Source organism: Zobellella denitrificans (assembly GCF_002237365.1).
In the GTDB taxonomy this organism is placed as follows: domain Bacteria; phylum Pseudomonadota; class Gammaproteobacteria; order Enterobacterales; family Aeromonadaceae; genus Oceanimonas; species Oceanimonas denitrificans.
Map to the genome: position 1 here is coordinate 1 of NZ_NMUO01000078.1, position 19,079 is coordinate 19,079.

The 19,079-nt window shown below is 67.0% G+C and carries 15 protein-coding genes; 3 read left to right on the forward strand and 12 right to left on the reverse strand.

The window, feature by feature from the left end:
• From CGX12_RS14760 to CGX12_RS14785, 6 genes are all read right to left on the reverse strand, one after another.
• Positions 1-2,670: YhdP family protein (locus tag CGX12_RS14760; protein WP_142995639.1), on the reverse strand; the 2,670-nt coding region annotated here is incomplete at its 3' end.
• On the reverse strand, positions 2,670-4,139 hold the full coding sequence (gene rng / locus CGX12_RS14765) for a ribonuclease G (RefSeq protein ID WP_094040626.1): 1,470 nt from the start codon (positions 4,137-4,139) through the stop codon (positions 2,670-2,672). The genes rng and CGX12_RS14760, both read right to left, overlap by 1 nt.
• 69 nt (positions 4,140-4,208) lie before the next feature.
• Positions 4,209-4,784, reverse strand: coding sequence for a Maf family protein (locus tag CGX12_RS14770; protein WP_094040627.1), 576 nt, complete (start codon positions 4,782-4,784; stop codon positions 4,209-4,211).
• A gap of 2 nt (positions 4,785-4,786) precedes the next feature.
• A complete protein-coding gene (gene mreD / locus CGX12_RS14775) occupies positions 4,787-5,275 on the reverse strand; it encodes a rod shape-determining protein MreD (protein WP_094040628.1) in 489 nt (162 codons plus the stop codon).
• Positions 5,272-6,144, reverse strand: coding sequence for a rod shape-determining protein MreC (gene mreC / locus CGX12_RS14780; RefSeq protein ID WP_094040629.1), 873 nt, complete (start codon positions 6,142-6,144; stop codon positions 5,272-5,274). The genes mreD and mreC overlap by 4 nt, the downstream gene beginning before the upstream one ends.
• A gap of 36 nt (positions 6,145-6,180) precedes the next feature.
• Complete coding sequence (locus CGX12_RS14785; protein WP_094040630.1) at positions 6,181-7,224, reverse strand: rod shape-determining protein; 1,044 nt, start codon at positions 7,222-7,224, stop codon at positions 6,181-6,183.
• Positions 7,225-7,405: 181 nt separating this feature from the next.
• Here CGX12_RS14785 and CGX12_RS14790 point away from each other — a divergent pair, with 181 nt between their 5' ends.
• Positions 7,406-8,317, forward strand: a complete 912-nt coding sequence (locus CGX12_RS14790; protein WP_094040631.1) for a 1-aminocyclopropane-1-carboxylate deaminase/D-cysteine desulfhydrase — start codon at positions 7,406-7,408, stop codon at positions 8,315-8,317.
• Here CGX12_RS14790 and CGX12_RS14795 read toward each other — a convergent pair.
• The 3 genes from CGX12_RS14795 to CGX12_RS14805 form a co-directional block, all read right to left on the reverse strand.
• Positions 8,312-10,225, reverse strand: coding sequence for an EAL domain-containing protein (locus tag CGX12_RS14795; protein ID WP_094040632.1), 1,914 nt, complete (start codon positions 10,223-10,225; stop codon positions 8,312-8,314). The two genes, CGX12_RS14790 and CGX12_RS14795, sit on opposite strands and share 6 nt — an antisense overlap.
• Positions 10,226-10,437: 212 nt before the next feature.
• Positions 10,438-11,028: a single-stranded DNA-binding protein gene (ssb, locus tag CGX12_RS14800; RefSeq protein WP_094040633.1), complete on the reverse strand. Its 591-nt coding sequence runs from the start codon at positions 11,026-11,028 to the stop codon at positions 10,438-10,440.
• A gap of 14 nt (positions 11,029-11,042) precedes the next feature.
• Positions 11,043-12,416 (reverse strand): MFS transporter, encoded by a 1,374-nt coding sequence (locus CGX12_RS14805; protein WP_094040634.1) that lies wholly within the window; start codon positions 12,414-12,416, stop codon positions 11,043-11,045.
• Positions 12,417-12,561: 145 nt separating this feature from the next.
• On the opposite strand from CGX12_RS14805, the gene uvrA reads away from it, so the two are divergent.
• Together uvrA and CGX12_RS14820 are read left to right on the forward strand one after the other, a co-directional pair.
• A complete protein-coding gene (gene uvrA / locus CGX12_RS14815; protein ID WP_096779968.1) occupies positions 12,562-15,390 on the forward strand; it encodes an excinuclease ABC subunit UvrA in 2,829 nt (942 codons plus the stop codon).
• 41 nt (positions 15,391-15,431) lie between these two features.
• The gene (locus tag CGX12_RS14820) at positions 15,432-17,150 is read left to right on the forward strand and encodes a PglL family O-oligosaccharyltransferase (protein WP_094040637.1); all 1,719 of its coding nucleotides are present in this window, start codon (positions 15,432-15,434) and stop codon (positions 17,148-17,150) included.
• Here the strand turns inward: CGX12_RS14820 and CGX12_RS14825 are convergent.
• From CGX12_RS14825 to CGX12_RS14835, 3 genes are all read right to left on the reverse strand, one after another.
• Positions 17,132-17,902, reverse strand: coding sequence for a glutaminyl-peptide cyclotransferase (locus CGX12_RS14825; protein ID WP_094040638.1), 771 nt, complete (start codon positions 17,900-17,902; stop codon positions 17,132-17,134). The genes CGX12_RS14820 and CGX12_RS14825 overlap by 19 nt on opposite strands.
• A 3-nt stretch (positions 17,903-17,905) precedes the next feature.
• Positions 17,906-18,709 carry an ABC transporter permease gene (locus CGX12_RS14830; RefSeq protein WP_094040639.1) on the reverse strand — a complete coding sequence of 268 codons (804 nt, stop codon included), beginning with the start codon at positions 18,707-18,709 and terminating at the stop codon, positions 17,906-17,908.
• On the reverse strand, positions 18,696-19,079 hold a 384-nt coding region (locus CGX12_RS14835; RefSeq protein WP_142995641.1), incomplete at its 5' end, for an ABC transporter ATP-binding protein. The genes CGX12_RS14835 and CGX12_RS14830, both read right to left, overlap by 14 nt.

The following is a 19,079-nucleotide window of genomic DNA, read 5'->3' on the forward strand; positions in this document are numbered from 1 at the left end:
CTCGGCCTGTTGCTCGAGCCCGACAGGAGCGCCGTTCCCCTGCGGCTGCCAGTCCGCCGCCAGCAGGGACAGCCAGTCGTCCAGGGGCAGCTCGGGCAGGCGCAGGGCGACATCGAGGGGTGCCCGGGGGGCGGAAGACTCGGCGCCCCCGGCCGACAGCCACAGCCGGGAAACCCGGATGTCCTCGGGCTCGAACCTCAGTTCGCCCTGGGCGCGGATGTCGTCGCCCAGGGCGAGTTCGAGTTCCGCCCGGCCGGCATCGCCATCCACCGTCAGCCGGGCTGGCCGGGACTCGGTGGCCGCCTTGGCCAGGGGCGCGGGCAGGTCGCTCGCCAGCCCGTCCAGTTGGCTGTCCGCCTCAAAACGATAGGAAAATCGGCCCGTTTCGGGCAGGGCCAGGGTCAGGCGGCCCCGCCAGTCGGTTTCGCCCCCCAGTGCCTGCAATGGCGGGGAACGCCGGGCCAGCTCCCGGCTCAGGGCCCGACCGCGCAGCGCCAGTCCGACCTGGTAGCCGCCCTCACTGACCTCGCCCAGGTAATCCAGCGTCAGCGGCTGGCCGGCCCACTCCGCCTCGAGCCCCTCGAAGCGGGTCTGGCGGGCATCGAAGTCCAGCCGGCCGCGGACCTGGCGCAAGGGCAGCGACAGCGGGATGATGTCGACGCTGTTGCGGTCGAAGTCGACCCGGCCGTCCACGCCGACCTGGCCACCGCTGAGGGGAATATCGAGGGCCAGGCGCCCGGCCAGCGGTCCCGACACCCGCACCCGTTGCAGGGTCTGGCCCACGGAGCCGGCCAGGGGCGACTGCTGCAGGTAACGGGTCACCGCCTGCCCCTCGCCCCGGATGCCGGCGCTGAGCCGCAGGCTGGCGGCCTTGCTCAGGGGGGCGATACGGGCCTCGATATCGGCGGCGTCCACCTCGCCCAGCTTGCCGGCGGGGCCGGTCATATAGAGACCGTCGTTCTCAAACAGCAGATCCAGGCTGAGATCGGTCAAGGGACGCCAGCCGGGGTCGAAACGGAACTCGGCCTCGCGCAGGGGCACCCGGGCCTGGAACAGGCCGCTGCCGTCCGCATAGGGGAAACCGTCCAGCCGGCCATACCAGAGCACCTCGGCCCGCTCCGCCCGGCCCGCCCGGATGGCGCCCTGCAAATAGTCCACCAGCGGGGTGCCCATCAGGGGCTCGGGAAAATAGCCGAAGGCCTGCTCCGCCCGGGCCAGATCCACCTCCGCCGAGGCGCTGAGCAGGGGCGCCCCCTGCTCCGGCCACTGCAGGCTGAACCACCCCTGCAGGGCCACGTCGCGGGTCTCCAGTTGCACCCGGTCGCTCCACAGCAGCCAGCCCTGGGGCTGGCGCTGCCAGTGCAGTTCGGTATCCAGCCGCTGCATGGGCCAGGGCGCCCGGAACGCCGACTGGTACACCCAATCGGCGGCGTTCTGCTGGCGCAGCCTCAGCCGGCCCCGCGCCGGCGTCACCAGGAAGTCGCCCTGCAACCCCCGGGTACGGGGCACCCACTGGAAGGCCTGAGTGCTGACCTCGTTCAGTTCGCCGCGCACCTGCCAGTCGCTGCCGTCCGGCCGGGACGAAAAATAGAGACCGGACAACTCGCCCTCGGGCGCGATGCCCGCCAACTGGCGGGCGGCGCCGGGCCAGAAACTTTCGCCCCACTGGGCCAGCAGCGCCAGGTCGGTGAAGGTCAGCCGATCCAGGTAGCCATGCACCCTGTCATCCTGCCGATCCAGCTGTATTCGCCAACTGGGCCAGGGTTCGCCGTCCACGCTGATGTCGATGCCTTCGCTGGCCAGTTGCCAGCCGCCCTCGGCCGGCTGCCACTGCACCCGGCCGCCGTCGATGGCCACCTGGTGATCCTCGCCCCAGTGCAGCCGGCTCCGGCCCAGGCGGAGCAGGCCGGCATCGAGCGCGCCCCGGCGCCAGTCCAGCCAGAGCTCGAAGGACAGCTCGGCGCCGATATCGTCGTCGTCGGGACGGATGCGGGCGATGGTGGCGGCCGCGTCCACCCGATCCGCCAGCAGGTAGAAGCCGCCGTCCAACTGTTCGGGAGCCCCTTCGAAGCGTCCCTTGAGGCTGAATTGCTGGTGCGGTTCGGGCCCGAAGCCGAGCCGGCCCTGGCCCTGGTGCAGGCCGGGGCTGTTGTGCCAGCGCAACTCGGGAATGTGCAGTTCGAGCAGATCCTGCTCGGGGGTGCCGAACACCAGCAGGGCGTCCTGCAGGGAAAAGCGTTCTACCCCTTCCAGCGCCAGGCGGCGCAGAAAGGCCAGATCGGTATCACCGTCGCTGGCGGCGCCGGCAGCCGGCTCCAGCGGCAGGCGCAGCCCTTCCAGGGTCAGTTCGTTCAGCACCGGCCGCCACTGATGCAGGCTCTGCCACAGGTGCAGATCCACCAGGGCGCGGCGCAGGGTAATGGCCGGCCCCTCGGCCCGGTGCAGGCTGACCTCGTCGACCACCAGCAGCGGGCCGTAGTCCTGCCAGGACAATCCCAGCCGCCCTACCTCCAGGGTCAGCTGCTGCTCGCTCAGCAGCCGGTTCAGCCACTGCTGTTGCCAGGCCGCCAGCCAGGGGGAGCCGAAGCGCAGCAGGGTCACCAGCAGGGCCAGCACCACGGCGCACGCCGCCAGGCCCAACCAGGCCCAGCTTAGACTCCGCCTGATCACTACATCATCACCACGTCGAACTGTTCCTGGTTGTAAAGGGGCTCGCTGCTCACCTTGACCTGCTTGCCGATAAACACCTCCAGTTCCGCCAGCATGTGGGTTTCGTCCTCCTGCAGGGCGCTGGCCACGGCGCTGGAGGCGTAGACCACGAACTTGTCGGCGTCATAGGCCTTGTTGACCCTCGTTATCTCGCGCAGTATCTCGTAGCTCACCGTCTCCACCGTCTTCACCCGCCCGCGGCCGTGGCACTCGGGGCACTCGCCGCACAGCACATGCTCCAGGCTTTCCCGGGTGCGCTTGCGGGTCATCTCCACCAGCCCGAGCTGGGAGAAGCCGTTGACGTTGGTCTTGGCCCTGTCCTTGCTCAGGGCCAGCTCCAGGCTGTGCAGCACCCGGCGCTTGTGATCCTCGTCGTACATGTCGATGAAGTCGATGATGATGATGCCACCCAGGTTGCGCAGCCGCAGCTGGCGGGCGATGGCCTGGGTGGCCTCGATATTGGTGTTGAAGATGGTCTCTTCCAGGTTGCGGTGGCCGACGAAGGCGCCGGTGTTGATGTCCACCGTGGTCATGGCCTCGGTCTGGTCGATGATCAGGTAGCCGCCGGACTTGAGCTCCACCTTGCGGTCCAGGGCGCGCTGGATCTCGTTCTCCACGTCGTAGAGATCGAAGATGGGCGCCTCGCCCTGGTAGTACTCGATCTTGCCGGACAGCTCGGGCACGAACTCGTCGACGAAGGCCCTGAGCGACTCGCAGGTGGCGCGGGAGTCGACGCGGATCCGGTCCAGCTCGGTGCCGACGAAGTCGCGCACGATGCGGAATGCCAGCCCCAGATCCTCGTACAGCATGGAGCAGGACGGGTACTTGCCGCGCCGCTCCAGGATCTTGCGCCACAGCCGCTTGAGGAAGGCCGCGTCCTGGGCCAGCTCCGACTCGCCGATGCCCTCGGCGGCGGTGCGGATGATAAAGCCGCCCAGCTCGTCCACGTAGCTGGCCGCCAGTGCCTTGAGCCGCTCCCGCTCCTGCTCCGAGTCGATGCGCTGGGACACCCCCACATAGGCGCTGCCGGGCATGAACACCAGGTAGCGGGACGGCAGGGTGATGTCGGTGGTCAGGCGGGCGCCTTTTGTTCCGAGCGGATCCTTAACCACCTGTACCATGATGTCCTGGCCCTGGCGCACCAGCTCGGCGATGTTGCCGGCCTGGAAGTGGGCCTGCTCCTTGGTGTCCACGCACTCGGTGTGGGGCACGATGTCGGAGGCGTGCAGGAAGGCCGCCCGTTCGCCGCCGATATCGACAAAGGCGGCCTGCATGCCGGGCAACACCCGGCTGACCTTGCCCTTGTAGATGTTGCCGACGATGCCGCGCCTTGCCTGGCGTTCCACGTGCACTTCCTGCAGGATACCGTTTTCCACCAGCGCCACCCGGGTTTCCGCGGGGGTCATATTGATAATCAGTTCTGCAGACATGAAAACTCCGCCAATGGAGAAAGTGGGAATAGCCTTAAGCTACCACAGAACAGGCGGCCGCAGTGGGGATCAGGCCGACAAAACGCCGCAAGAACGCAGCAGGGCCTCGGTTTCCACCAATGGCAAGCCCACCACGGCGCTGTAACTGCCGTCGATGCGCGCCACGAAGCGGCCGCCCAGGCCCTGGATGCCGTAACCGCCGGCCTTGTCCGCCGGCTCGCCGCTGTCCCAGTAGCGTGCCATCTCCGCCTCCGTCATCGGCCGGAACGTCACCTCGGTGGTGACCAGCACCCCCTCGCAGCGCCCGTTCCAGGCCAGGGCCATGGCGGTCATCACCTGGTGACTGCGGCCGGACAGGCGGCGCAGCATGGCCAGGCCATGCGCCCTGCCCTCGGGTTTTTCCAGCACCTCGCCGTCCACCACCACTATGGTGTCGCCGGCCAGCACCGGCAACGGCCGGGGCGCCAGGGCGGCACCGGCCTGCGCCTTGTCCCGGGCCAGGCGCTGGACGTAGTCGACGGCGGTTTCACCGGGCCGGCGGCGCTCCTCGACGTCGGGCAGCACCAGTTCGAAGGGCTGCTCCAGCAAGGCCAGCAGCTCCCGGCGGCGGGGCGAGGCGGAGGCGAGGTAGAAAAGCGGTTCCATCTTCAGCTCAGGGCGAACTGCCGCCGGCACTTGCGCAGCAGCAGGAAGATCCAGGGCCAGAACACCATGCTGCTGACGATGGACCAGAAGTAATGGTAATCGAGCTGGATCTCCCGGTTCATGTAGGCGGCCCAGAAGATCAGCAGCTTGTTGAGCATGGCCAGGGCACCGACCACGAAGGCCTGCTGCCACACCGAATAGTTGCGCATGCGCTGGAACTGGGAGGCGGCCAGGTAGACGGGGATCACCAGCGCCAGGGCGTGCACCCCAAGCACCGAGCCGAGCAGCAAATCCAGCAGCAGGCCGGTGAAGAAGGCGGTGCCGACATTGGCCCGGTGCGGCAGGGCGATGCTCCAGTAGATCAGGGTCACCAGCAGCCAGTCGGGGCGGAAGGGGGCGATCAGCTCCGGCAACGGCAGGATGGACAGCATCAGCGCCAGCAGCAGGCTGGTGCAGATCACCAGCCGTCCCCTGAAGGAAAAGGCGGTCATGAGCGGGATTCCTCGGTCTGCACCAGGCCCTCGTCCACATCGATCACCCTGGGCTCGGGCCACAGCAGCAACAGGTAGCGTACCCGGTCCAGGGCGGCGAAGGGCTGTACCCGGATATCGGCGAAGGGCTGGCCTTCCTCATAGCCCACCCGGCTGACCCGCCCCACCGGATAGCCCTCCGGAAAACGCCCGGCCAGGCCGGAGCTGAGCAGCACGTCCCCCTCCCGGATATCGGTGTTGCGGGTGATGTTGTGCAGCCGCAGGCTGTCGAGCTGGCCGCTGCCGCTGGCGATGGCCCGGATGTCGTTGCGCGCCACCCGCACCGGTATGCCGTGGCTGATGTCGGTGATCAGCAGCACCCGGCTGGTGGTCTTGCCCACGGAAATCACCTGGCCCACCACGCCCTGCTCGTTGAGCACCGGCTGGCCTTCGAACACCCCCTGCAGGCTGCCCTTGTCGATCACCACCTGGTGGGAGAAGGGATCCGTGTCCACCGCCATGATCTCCGCCACCATGCGGCGGGTGTCGTAGCGCACCGGGGAACCCAGCAGATCGCGCAGCCGCTGGTTTTCCTGCTCCAGGTGGCGCAGGCGCAGCAGATCGTCCCGCAGCAGGAACAGCTCCTGCTCCATCCGCTGGGAGTGCGCCAGCAGCGCCTGGCGCGACATCAGCTGGGTGGAAGCGGAATCGAGCAGGATACGGGGGCTGTTGGCCATGTACTGCAGCGGGCTGACCAGGGAATTGAGGTAGACCTTGACCTCGTTGAAGCTGGCATAGCGGCTGTCGGCGACGATCAGCGCCAACGAGGCCACCACCGCCAGCGCCAGGCGGATGGGCAAGGAAGGACCACGGCCGAAAATCGGTTTCATAGGCGGACAGGCAGGCCGGGGTTGCCGGCCTTGTCATCAATCGTAATGGAACAGATCCCCGCCGTGCATGTCGATCATTTCCAGCGCCTTGCCGCCCCCCCGGGCCACGCAGGTCATGGGATCATCGGCCACGACGACAGGAATGCCGGTTTCTTCCATCAGCAGGCGATCCAGATCCCGCAGCAGGGCGCCACCGCCGGTGAGCACCATGCCCCGTTCGGAGATGTCGGAGGCCAGCTCGGGCGGAGACTGCTCCAGGGCCACCATGACGGCGCTGACGATGCCGGTCAGCGGCTCCTGCAGGGCTTCCAGGATCTCGTTGGAGTTGAGGGTGAAGCTGCGCGGCACGCCCTCGGCCAGGTTGCGGCCACGGACTTCGATCTCCAGCACCTCGTCGCCCGGGTAGGCAGAGCCGACTTCGTGCTTGATGCGTTCGGCGGTGGCTTCCCCGATCAGGGAGCCGTAGTTGCGGCGCACATAGTTGATGATGGACTCGTCGAAGCGATCACCGCCGATGCGCACCGACTGGGAATAAACCACGCCGTTAAGGGAGATGATGGCCACCTCGGTGGTGCCGCCGCCGATGTCGACCACCATGGAGCCGGTGGCCTCGGACACCGGCAGGCCGGCGCCGATGGCCGCGGCCATGGGTTCGTCGATCAGGTAGACCTCCCGGGCGCCGGCGCCCAGGGCGGATTCCTTGATCGCCCGGCGCTCTACCTGGGTGGAACCGCAGGGCACGCACACCAGTACCCGCGGGCTGGGGCGGAAGAAGTTGTTGTCATGCACCTGCTTGATAAAGTGCTGCAGCATCTTCTCGGTAACATAGAAGTCGGCGATGACGCCGTCTTTCATCGGACGGATGGCGGCGATGTTGCCAGGGGTCCGCCCCAGCATCTGCTTGGCGGCGTGGCCGACGGCAGCGACGCTTTGCGCCGAACCGGATCTTTCCTGGCGGATGGCTACGACCGAGGGCTCGTTCAGGACAATGCCCTGATCTTTGACGTAGATGAGGGTGTTGGCCGTTCCCAGATCGATCGACAGATCGTTGGAGAACATGCCTCTGAGCTTCTTGAACATATGCTGAAGGGGATCCTGGATTGAGAAACCGGAAAATTCGGCTAACTTTACCAATGCGGCCTGTTCCTAGCAAGGCGCAACCTTGGCCAAAGCCGCCCACCGGCGGATATGAGTTTCAATAAAGTGATAAGTTCCTTACACTTGCCCATCATCCCCAGTTTTATTTTTTATCGTCCATTCAGTGTCGGATCTTCACGCCTGGCAACGGCTGTACCTCGGGGCGACGTCCTCGCCCCTGCAGCCACTCCACCATCCCCTGCTGCGGCGGCACGGGATCCGGCTATCGATCAAGCGGGATGATCTGTTGCACCCGCGCCTTTCCGGCAACAAATGGCGCAAGCTCAAATATGTGCTGCGCCAGGCGCTGACGGAGCGGGCGACGGGCCTGCTCAGTTTCGGCGGCGCCTGGTCCAACCACCTGCACGCCCTGGCCGCCGCCGGCCGGGAGCTCGGCCTGCCCACGGTGGGGATAGTGCGCGGCGAGCCGGCCAGTGCCGCCAACCCGACCCTGAGCGATGCCGCCGCCTGGGGGATGGCGCTGCGCTTCGTCAGCCGGCAGGACTATCGCCGCCGCCAGGACCCGGACTGGCTGGCGACCCTGGCCGCCGACTACCCGGGCCACTACCTGATCCCCGAAGGTGGCAGCACCGGACTGGCACTGCCGGGGGTGGCGGAGCTGTGGCGGGAACTGCCGGCGGCGGACGAACTGATACTGCCGGTGGCCAGCGGCGGCACCCTGGCGGGGCTGATCGAAGCCCGACCAGCGGGCACCCGGCTCACCGGCTACGCGGTGCTGAAAGGGGCCGGCTGGCTGGCGGAAACGATCGGCGACCTCTGTCCGGCGGCACTGGCGGACGCCGGCTGGCGACTGCGGCTGGAGCATCACGGCGGCGGCTACGCCAAATGCCCGGCCGAGGACAGACGGCGTATCCTTGAGCTGGCCACCGCGCTGGCGGTTCCCCTGGAGCCGGTGTACAGCGGCAAGGCCATGCTGGGGCTGTTCCGGGATATCGAAGCCGGCTGCTATCCCTCCGGCAGCTCCCTGATTTTTCTACACACCGGCGGCCTGCAGGGCGCGCGCGGCGGCCTATAGCAGCTCGAACCGCTCCGGGCGGGCGAAGTAATAGCCCTGGCCGGCGTAGGCGCCCAACTGGTGCAGGCATTCCCACTCGGCCTGGGTTTCCACCCCCACCGCTATCACCCGGGTACGGCCCCCGGCACAGTTGCCCACCAGGCTGCGCACCGCCATCTGGTTGACCGGTTTGTGGTCGATATCGCGCACCAGGCTGGGATGCAGCTTGAGGTAGTCCAGCTCGTAGTCCCTGATGTACTGGGTACTGACCACGTCCTGGCCCGCGTGATCCACCGCCAGCCGGCAGCCCAGGGCCTTGAGCGCCCGCAGCGGCTTGATCAGCGCCTGGAAGTGGCGGCTGACCTGGGCTTCCGACAGCTCGATCACCAGCTCGGACAGCTGGGACTTGGGCAACTGGATCAGCTCGAAGATCAGCCAGCGATGAAAACCCCGGTTGAGCAGGCTGGCGGCGGAGATGTTCACCGCCAGGGTGGAGCGTCGATCGCCCTCCTGCAACAGGGTCAGGCAGCGCAGCATGATGGCCCTGTCCAGCTCCTGCAGCAGGCCGCATTTTTCCGCCATGGGAATGAAGTGCCCGGCCGACAGCTCCCGGCCCTGCTCATCGTGGATGCGGGCCAGCAGTTCGTGGATCACCGGCTCCGGCTGCTCCCCGGTGTAGATGCCCTGCCGATCCAGCCGGATCAGATCCTGCTCCAGCTGGCGGCCGAGCAGGGTGCGCCAGCGCACCGTGCCCTTGCCGCTGTTCTCCTCGGTGACGCCCTTGTAATACATGAAGTAACCGTCGCCGCCCTGCAGGGCGGCGCTGCGCAGGGCCAGTTCGGCCTCTTCCTCCACCTGGTTCAGGGGTTCGCCATAGCGGAAGCAGACGCCGCCGATAAAGAGCGCCGGCTCGCGGATGTCGTCGGGCCAGTGCAGGCGCTGCAGCAGCTTCATCACCTGGCGCGCCGCCTCCAGCGCCTCGCTCTCCACCAGGTTGGGAAACAGCAGGGCGAAGGTGTTGCCGGTATAGCGGGCCTGCAGGGCGCCCGGGTAACGGCGGATCAGGTGCCCCAGGTAGACGGAGGCGGACGACAGCAGCTCGTCGCCCCGCTCGTAGCCCAGGTTGTAGTTGATGTATTCCAGATCCTGCAACTCCACCAGCAGCAGGGCCCCCGAATGGCTGGCCGGATCGTTGAGGGCGGCATCCAGGCGGTTGTCGAAGAACACCCGGTTGCCGATGCGGATCTTCTTGTCCACGAACACATTGGCGCGGATAAAGGTGTCGAACCGGCTGCGTTCCTTGCCCGCATCCTTCAACTCCCGCAGCAGCTTGTCCAGGGCCTGGCTGGCATGGTGTGGCCACTCCTCCTGGGGATTGTGCTGCAGCAGTCCGAGCTTGCCGTCCAGGATCAGCTGGCCGCGCAGATCGAGCAGCTCGGCGCCACGCAGCTGGCGGCGGAACCAGCGCAGGCTGAACAGCAGCCCGACGAACACCAGCAGGATGGCGGCGGTCAGCCCGGAGACCGCCGCCAGGGAGTGATCGATATCGTAGAAAGGGGGACGCAGCACCAGGCGCACACTGAGATCCGGATGCGCCATCAGGTTTCGGCGGTATTCCAGGGACAGTTCACTGGCCGACAGCCGGCTCTCCGCCTGGTAACGGTAGAGGATACGCTGGCCATCCAGCACCGAGAAGTCGATGATGTCGTTGACGTCGAGCAGGGCCGGCAGCCAGCGGTCTATGCTGTCCTGCTGTTCGGTGCCGGCCCGCCAGCCTTCGTCGACCAGCCGGACCACGGCGTCCACCTGCCGCTGCTGATAGGCGGAGCCCATCTGGTAGAAGCTGATCCCGGCCCCCACCAGCACCATCAGCACGGCCGCCAGCACGCACAGAGTGATAGTGGCAATAAACTGACTGGTAAATTTCATTCCTGATCCCTGATAAAGCCGGAGGCTCCCGGTTTTTCCTTATTATGTCGTTGTTATCGCAGACTCGGGGGCATGGATACAACAGGCGCATCTCATTATAGTGGTGCCGGTCGGAAACCAGGAGGCATTATGCCACCAGCTGGCGCAAGCGGGCGATAAAAAGCCCTGCATGTACAGGGCCTTGAAAACACTATCGCGACGGTGCCGAGATCCTAGAACGGGATATCGTCGTCGAAGTCCATCGGCGGCTCGTTGTACACCGGCGGCTGGCTCTGGGGCTTGCTGGCCGGTTGGCCCTGTTGAGCATAGGGCTGGCCCTGAGGGGCGCCCTGGGGCTGACCACCCTGTTGGCCCCAGTTGCCCTGGCCGCCCTGCTGGCCGGCGCCGTACTGGCCACCGGCGGGCTGCCCGCCCTGGTTCCATCCCCCCTGGCCACCCTGGCCACCACCCTGGGGGCGTCCGCCCAGCATCTGCATCACGCCGCCCATGTCCACCACCACTTCGGTGGTGTAGCGATCCTGGCCGCCCTGATCCTGCCACTTGCGGGTCTGCAGCCGGCCTTCCACGTAGACCTGGGAACCCTTGCGCAGGTATTCGCCGGCGATCTCCGCCAGCTTGCCGAAGAACACCACCCGGTGCCACTCGGTACGCTCCTTCTGTTCGCCGGTCTGCTTGTCGCGCCAGGTCTCGCTGGTGGCCAGGGTGATGTTGGCCACGGCGTTGCCGTTGGGCATGTAGCGCACCTCGGGATCCTGGCCCAGGTGGCCGATCAGTATGACTTTATTGATGCCTCTATTGGCCATAACTCGCTCCGTACTCACAAGTTGATCAGGCGCCGGGCCTGATCCAGTTCAAAAATTTTCCCGTCCACCTTGAGGTAGGCGGCCCCTTCCTCGGGGATAATCAGGGCTTCATGCACGCCAGGCAGGGCCATCAGCCGCTGCAACAGCAGCTCGCGGGCATCCTTGTTTTCTATATTAACACCGATGGGCAGGATATGAGACCGCACCTGACTGACATTGACCATGCCCGCCGCCAGCCAGAACCAGAACGCCATGCTGAAGGCCACCAGCAGGAAGACGCCACCACCGCCCAGCTGCTGGAACAGGACGCCGCCCAGCACGCCGCCGAGAAAGGCGCCGAAGAACTGGCTGGTGGAATAGATACCCATGGCGGTGCCCTTGGCCCCCGCCGGCGCCAGCATCGACAAAAAGGCCGGCAGCGAGGCCTCCATAAAGTTGAAGGCGGTGAAGTAGAGCAGCATGGCCAGGGCCAGCAGCCACAGCTGGCCCTGGCCCACCGCCATCAGCACCAGGGCCACCATCATCACCAGGATGGAGGCCTGGAACAGCTGCTTGTTCAGGTTGCGCCGGGCACCCAGGATCAGGAAGGGGATGATCAGCAGGAAGGACAGCAACAGGGTCGGCAGGTACAGCCACCAGTGCCGCTCCGCCGCCAGGCCGGCGTCGAGCAGGGTCAGCGGAAAGGCCACGAACACGGCGGTGAGCGTCAGGTGCAGCAGCAGGATGCCGAAGTCGAGCCGCAGCAGCTGTTTGTCCTTCAGCAGCCGGCCGAACAACTCGGGGGCGGCGGTCACGTCGCGGATCTGCCCCTTGCTGGCCGAGGCCGGCAGCAGGAAATGCACCATCAGCATGCCCAGCAGCGCCAGCAGCGCCGTGGTCCAGAACACCCCGGGCAGGCCGAACCAGGCCGCCAGCAGGGGGCCGGCCACCATGGCCAGGGCGAAGGAGATACCGATGCACACCCCGATGATGGCCATCGCCTTGGTGCGGTGCTCCTCCCGGGTGATGTCGGCGGCCAGCGCCAGTATGGCGCCGGCGATGGCGCCGCTGCCCTGCAACACCCGGCCGATGGCCACGCCGTAGACGGAGTCGGACAGGGCCGCCACCACCGAGCCCAGGGCGAACAGCGCCAGGCCGGCGTAGATCACCGGCCGGCGGCCGATGCGGTCCGACAGCCAGCCGGCGGGGATCTGCAGCAGCGCCTGGGTCAGGCCGTAGGCGCCGATGACCAGGCCGACCCACAACGGCGAGAAGCCGATCAGATCCTGACCGTAGAGCGCAAATACCGGCATGATCATAAACAACCCCAGCATCCGCATGCCGAAAATGCCCGCCAGGGTAAACGAGGCCCGCCGCTCCTCGGGGCTGAAGCCTTGCTCGTCGCTCATGAATATCCTTCCGCCATCAATTTGCTCAAAAGGCGGCTAGTTTAGCACGGAGGCACTGTCAAGATTAATCCCTATCGTCCCCTTGGCTGTCTATTCATCCAGTGCCATACTAGCCGGTCGAATTTACACCGAGGTCAAGCTGCAGATGGATAACATCGAAGTCCGCGGAGCCCGCACCCACAACCTGAAGAACATCAACCTGGAACTGCCCCGGGACAAACTCATCGTGATCACCGGCCTGTCCGGCTCGGGCAAGTCCTCCCTCGCCTTCGATACCCTCTACGCCGAGGGCCAGCGCCGCTATGTGGAGTCCCTGTCCGCCTACGCCCGCCAGTTCCTCTCGCTGATGGAAAAGCCGGACGTGGACCATATCGAGGGGCTGTCGCCGGCCATCTCCATCGAGCAGAAGTCCACCTCCCACAACCCGCGCTCCACCGTGGGCACCATCACCGAAATCTACGACTACCTGCGGCTGCTGTTCGCCCGGGTGGGCGAGCCCCGCTGCCCCAGCCACGCCCTGCCGCTCGCCGCCCAGACCATCAGCCAGATGGTGGACAAGGTGCTGGAACAGCCCGAGGGCAAGCGGCTGATGCTGCTGGCGCCGGTGGTACGCAACCGCAAGGGCGAACACAGCAAGCTGCTCGACAACCTGGCAGCCCAGGGCTTTATCCGCGCCCGTATCGACGGCGAGGTGTGCGATCTGTCGGATCCGCCCACCCTGGAGCTGCAGAAGAAACACACCATCGAAGTGGTGGTGGATCGCTTCAAGGTGCGCGAGGATCTGCAACTGCGGCTGGCGGAGTCCTTCGAAGCCGCACTGGAGCTGTCCGGCGGCATCGCCTCGGTGGTGGCCATGGACGAGCCGGACGAGCCCCCCCTGGTGTTCTCCGCCAACTTCGCCTGCCCCGAGTGCGGTTATTCCATCGCCGAGCTGGAGCCGCGCATCTTCTCCTTCAACAACCCGGCGGGCGCCTGCGAAAGCTGCGACGGCCTGGGGGTGCAGCAGATCTTCGACCCGGACAAGGTGATCAGCAACCCGGAGCTGAGCCTGGCGGGCGGCGCCATCCGTGGCTGGGACAGGCGCAGCTACTACTATTACCAGATGCTCAAGTCCCTGGCGGACCACTACGGCTTCGATCTGGAGCAGCCCTTCGAGCAACTGCCGAAAGACATCCAGAAGGCGGTGCTGTACGGCTCGGGCCGCACCAGCATCGAGTTCAAGTACATGAACGACAGGGGCGACGTGCTGGTGCGCAAGCACCCCTTCGAGGGCATACTGCACAACATGGAGCGGCGCTACCGGGAAACCGAGTCCAACTCGGTGCGCGAGGAACTGGCCAAGTACCAGACCAACCGCGCCTGCCCCAGTTGCCAGGGCACCCGGCTGAAGGAAGGGGCGCGGCACGTGTTCGTGGCCGACCACAACCTGCCCCAGGTCACCGACATGGCCATCGGCGAGGCCCACGCCTTCTTCACCCGCATGGAACTGACCGGCCAGAAGGCCCAAATCGCCGACAAGATCTTCAAGGAAATCGTGGAGCGGCTCGGCTTCCTGGTCAACGTGGGGCTCAACTACCTCAGCCTGTCGCGCAGCGCCGAGACCCTGTCCGGGGGCGAGGCCCAGCGCATCCGCCTGGCCAGCCAGATCGGCGCCGGCCTGGTGGGGGTGATGTACGTGCTCGACGAGCCCAGCATCGGCCTGCACCAGCGCGACAACGAGCGCTTGCTGGCCACCCTCACCCACCTGCGCGATCTGGGCAACACCGTGATCGTGGTGGAGCACGACGAGGACGCCATCCGCGCCGCCGACCATGTGCTGGACATCGGCCCCGGCGCCGGGGTGCACGGCGGCCAAATCGTGGCCCAGGGCACCCCGGCCGAGGTGATGGCCAACCCGGATTCGCTCACCGGCGCCTACCTGTCGGGGCGGGAACGGATCGCCGTGCCCGAACGGCGCACCCCGCCGGGCGAGCACTGGCTGGAACTCAAGGGCGCCCGGGGCAACAACCTGAAAAACGTCGACCTCAAACTGCCGCTGGGGCTGATGACCTGCGTCACCGGGGTGTCCGGCTCGGGCAAGTCGACCCTGATCAACGACACCCTGTTCCCGCTGGCCCACCGGGAGCTGAACAAGGCCACCGTCAGCCAGCCGGCCCCCTACCGGGAGATCCTCGGCCTGGACCGGCTGGACAAGGTGGTGGACATCGATCAGAGCCCGATCGGCCGTACCCCCCGCTCCAACCCGGCCACCTACACCGGCATCTTCACCCCCATCCGCGAGCTGTTTTCCGGCACCCAGGAGGCCCGTTCCCGCGGCTACAAGCCGGGCCGCTTCTCGTTCAACGTCAAGGGCGGCCGCTGCGAGGCCTGCCAGGGCGACGGGGTGATCAAGGTAGAGATGCACTTCCTGCCCGACGTCTACGTGCCCTGCGATGTGTGCAAGGGCAAGCGCTACAACCGGGAAACCCTGGAAATCCGCTACAAGGGCAAGAGCATCCACGAGGTGCTGGAGATGACGGTGGAGGAGGCCTGCGACTTCTTCGCCCCGGTGCCGGCCATCGCCCGCAAGCTGCAGACCCTGATGGACGTGGGCCTGTCCTATATCCGCCTGGGCCAGTCGGCTACCACCCTGTCCGGCGGCGAGGCCCAGCGGGTCAAGCTGGCCCGGGAGCTGTCCAAGCGCGACACCGGCCAGACCCTCTACATCCTGGACGAACCCACCACCGGCCTGCATTTCCACGACATCCAGCTGCTGCTGCAGGTGCTGCACCGGCTGCGGGATCACGGCAATACGGTGGTGATCATCGAGCACAACCTGGACGTGATCAAGACCGCCGACTGGATAGTGGATCTGGGCCCCGAGGGCGGCAGCGGCGGCGGCCAGATACTGGTCGCCGGCACCCCGGAGCAGGTGGCCGGGCATGAATCATCCCACACCGCCCGGTTTTTACGGCCTATGCTGAAAGGGCGATAGCCACAGGCCGTTCCTCCGGGGCGGCGGACAAGGAGTCAAGGATGACCCGTCTCTCGTTACCCTACCTCTGGTTCTGGTGTTTCGCCGCCTGGATGCTGGGCGGCATGCACTTCTTCATGCACAACCCCGGCGGGGCCGGTCTCTATCTGCCCTTCAACATGGTCGGCTGGATCTTCGTGGCCCTGATGACGGGACTCGGCCTGTGGCAGTTGACCCTCAACCAGGCGGTGCACTACAGCCGCTTCCATCTGTGGTGCTGGCTGGCCTTCCTGCTGCTGCTGGTGCCCCTGCTCTACCCCGGCCAGGCGTTGGCCGATCATGCCCTGCCCCGCCTGGCCGGCCTGGCCGGCGGCCTGCTGTTCTGGTTTGCCCTGCTGCAGTGCCGCTTCGACCAGGCCGCCCGCTGGCGCCTGTTGTACCTGCTGCTGGCGGCGGTCAGCCTGGAGCTGCTGCTCGGCCTGGTGCAGTACTACCTGCTGACCCCGGGCAACTGGATCGGCTACAACACCGAGCGCAACCGGCCCTACGGCATCTTCCAGCAGCCCAACGTCATGGCCAGCTTCATGGCCACCGGCCTGGTGCTGGCCTGGTACCTCTGGCTGGAGGACAGGCGATCGCACCCGCCGGTACGGCAGCTCTGGCTGGGCGCCGTGATCGCCGGTACCGCCCTGCTGCTGCTGGTGCTGCAATCCCGGGTCGGCCAGCTCGGCGGCCTGGTGGGCGTGCTGCTGTTGCTGCCCCTGGCCTGGCAGAAGGATCGGAAGACCTGCCTGGGGCTGCTGGCCCTCACCGCCCTGGGCCTGGCGCTCGGCCTCCTGTCCCTGGCGCTGGTGGACGGGGCGCAGCGCGGCCTCGAGGTCTATACCAACCCGGGCGTGCGCCGGCATTACTGGCTGCAGAGCCTGTGGCTTATCGCCCAGCATCCCTGGACCGGGGTCGGCTACGGGGACTTCGAGCGCCAGTTCATGGAGTTTTACAATGCCCAGCGGGAACTGCTGTCGACCCTGCCGCCGATGGAGCCCAACCTGGACCACCCCCATAACGAGCTGCTGTACTGGGGGGTGGAAGGCGGCCTGCTGCCGGTGCTGGCCATGCTGCTGGTGGCGCTGATGTTCCTGCGGTTGCTGGCGCGGGCCCCCTGGCGCCAGGCCCTGGCCCTGACGTCCCTGGTATGGCCCATCGCCCTGCACAGCCAGACCGAATATCCCTTCTACCACTCCCTGGCCCACTGGATCGGCCTGCTGTTGCTGCTCTACTGGGCGGATCTGTGGCTGGGGGAAGCCGAACAAAGGCCCTACCGGCCCCGGCTGCTGGCCCGCTTCGCCGCCCTGCTGCTGCCGGCGCTGGTGGTGCCCTTCATGCTCACCGGGCTGCAGACCGCCCGGGTGGTGACCCAGTACGAACGCGGCGGCGCCAAGGAGCCGGCGCTGCTGCTGGCCGCCAGCAACCCCATGGCCTGGCTGACCCGGCTGGAATTCAACGCCATGTCGCTGCGGCTGACGGTGGGCACGGCCCAGCAGGACAACCAGGCGCTGCAGGCCTACCTGGACTGGGGCCAGGAGTTCGTGCGCCACACGCCCAGGGCCAATATCTACTACAACATGGTGCTGGCCCTGAACCGGCTGGAACGGGAGCAGGAAGCCGAGCAGTTGCTGCAACTGGCCCGCCATTACTACCCCATGGAGCCCCTGCTGCGGGAAGACAATATCAGCCAGGCACTGCGTTCACTGGATGAAGGGACTCAATCCGGGGAGGAGTGAACGAAACGCACCCTGAACAGCCTGGGCCAGAGCTTGCCGGTGAGATAAAAGACCCCCTGCCCGGGATCCCAGGCGATGCCGTTCAGCACCGCCTCCCTGTCCGCCGGCCGCTCACTCAGGGGCAGCAGGGCGGAGGCGTCGATCACCGCGTCGACCCGGCCGCTCGCCTTGTGGATACGCAGTATGTGGTGGTCGTGCCAGATGTTGGCATAGACATGCTCCCCCACGCAGGCCAGCTCGTTGAGCCGGTATTGGGGCTCACCGTCCAGGGTCACCGCCAGCCGTCCCAGCAGGGTGAAGTCGCCGGCGTCCCGGCGCTGCAGCGAGGCCGAGCCGTCGCTCATCCACAACACCTCACCGTCGTAACAGAGGCCCCAGCCCTCGCCCTGGTAGTGATGGGCCGCCACCAGGGCGAAGTCGTCCCGCCGCCAGATCAGCGCCAGCCCCTCGCGCCAGGTCAACTGGATCAGCCGATCCTCCACCAGGGCCAGTCCCTCGCCGAACAGGCCGTCGGCGAGATCCACCCGCCGCCGCACCTCGCCGCTGTGCGGGTCCAGTTCCCGCAGGCCGGAGTGACCATAACGCCCCGTGCTCTCGTACAGGCGCCCCCGGTGCCACAGCAGCCCTTGGGTAAAGGCATCGGCAGCACGGGGCAACACCGCCAGCACCTCGACCTCCAGCCGCTCGACCGGTTCGGCCTGGCCCCGTCCCCAGCCGAGCAGGGCGAACAGCAACAGCAGCAACGCCTTCATCCCTTATCCCCTCGGCGGCGCCAGCCGGTCGAGGCGCAGCCGCTCGCGCTCGTCGAACAGCCGGCGGCTGGCCAGGGTCACCGCCAGCAGGGTGCCGAAGCCGGTGGCGGCGGTGATGGCGAACATCACCAGTATCTGGTATTTCACCGCCACCGCCGGCGGGCTGCCGGCCAGTATCTGGCCGGTCATCATGCCCGGCAGGCTGACCACGCCGGCCGCCGCCATGCCGTTGATGGTGGGGATCAGGCCGCCGCGCATGGCGTCCCGCCGCAGATCCCCCACCGCCTCCTGCCAGCACTGGCCCAGCATCAGCCGGCCCTCGATCAGGGCCCGCTGACGCCAGACCCCTTCGGTCAGCCGGTCCAGGCTGAGCGCCACCCCGGTCATGGTATTGCCGAGCATCATGCCCAGCAGGGGAATGGCGTACTGGGGGGTATACCAGGGCTCGGGCCCGATGATCAGGGTCAGGGACAGCACCGTCACCGTGAACGACGACAGCAGCATGGCCAGGGTGCCGATGCCGAAGCTCCAGCCACCGGTCAGCCGCCGTTTCTGCCGGGCCATCACCTCCCGCCCGGCGATCAGCAGCATGGCGGTGGCCATCAGCGCCACCCAGTGCAGCGCCGAGGTGGCGAACAGGACCTCCAACACCAGGCCGATCAGGGCCAGTTGCAGCACGGTGCGCAGGGCGGCCACCAGCAGGCTGCGTCCCACTTCCAGCCGGGCGGCGAAGGTACAGGCGGCCAGGGCCACTATCATCAGTGCGGCCAGGGCCAGTTGCCACCAGCTCAGTTCAATCACTCCCATGGTCTCTCTCCAGCCGGTTGTCGTGGATCCGGTAGTGGCGATCCGCCACCCGGGCGATCTGGCCCGGATCGTGGCTGATCCAGATCACCGGCAAGCCGGCCTGCCTGGCCCAATGGCGGATCCAGGCCTCGGTCTTGCCGGTCAGTTGGGGATCCAGATTGGCGGTGGGCTCGTCGAGCAACAGCGCCCGGGGCTGCCGGGACCAGGCCCGCAGCAGGGCCAGTCGCTGCTTTTCGCCGGACGACAGCCGGCTCACCTGCCAGTCCTCCACCCCGGCCGGAAAGCCCAGCGCCTCGCCCTGGCCGTCCAGCCCCCGGCCCCCGCCTCCTTTTACCAGCCTCCCGCCCCCGAGACACTCGGCAACCTCCTT